The 435-nt window shown below is 70.3% G+C and carries 1 protein-coding gene; it reads left to right on the top strand.

Annotated features, from left to right (window positions below):
- Positions 1 to 435 (top strand): cation:dicarboxylate symporter family transporter (locus AC1DIO_RS35515; RefSeq protein ID WP_476854974.1); only part of this gene is annotated, 435 nt, incomplete at both ends.

Here is a 435-nt window from a genome sequence, read left to right as displayed (position 1 = left end):
GCCGATGTCCATCCCGGAGCAGATCGGCCTGCTCGTGTTCATGATCATCGCGAGCAAGGGCGCGGCCGGCGTCACCGGCGCCGGACTCGCGACCCTCGCCGGTGGCCTGCAGGCCTACCGTCCCGATCTCGTGAACGGGGTCGGAGTGATCGTGGGGATCGACCGTTTCATGTCTGAAGGGCGCGCGCTGACCAACTTCACGGGGAACGCCGTCGCCACGATCCTCATCGGCACCTGGACGAAGCAGATCGATGCGGAGCAGGTGCATCAGGTGCTCTCCGGCGCACGGCCGTTCGACGAGTCGCTGCTGGACGGCGTGGGGCACGACGGGCAGCCGGCCGTGCAGGACGGAGCCGAGCCTGTCAGCACCGAGACGCTCGGGCACGCGGCGGTCGAGGAGATGGCCGCGAAGCAGCAGCGGGCGCGGGCCCGCGC

The organism is Allobosea sp. 05T439 (assembly GCF_056396005.1).
This window is presented reverse-complemented; position numbering and strand designations above follow the sequence as displayed.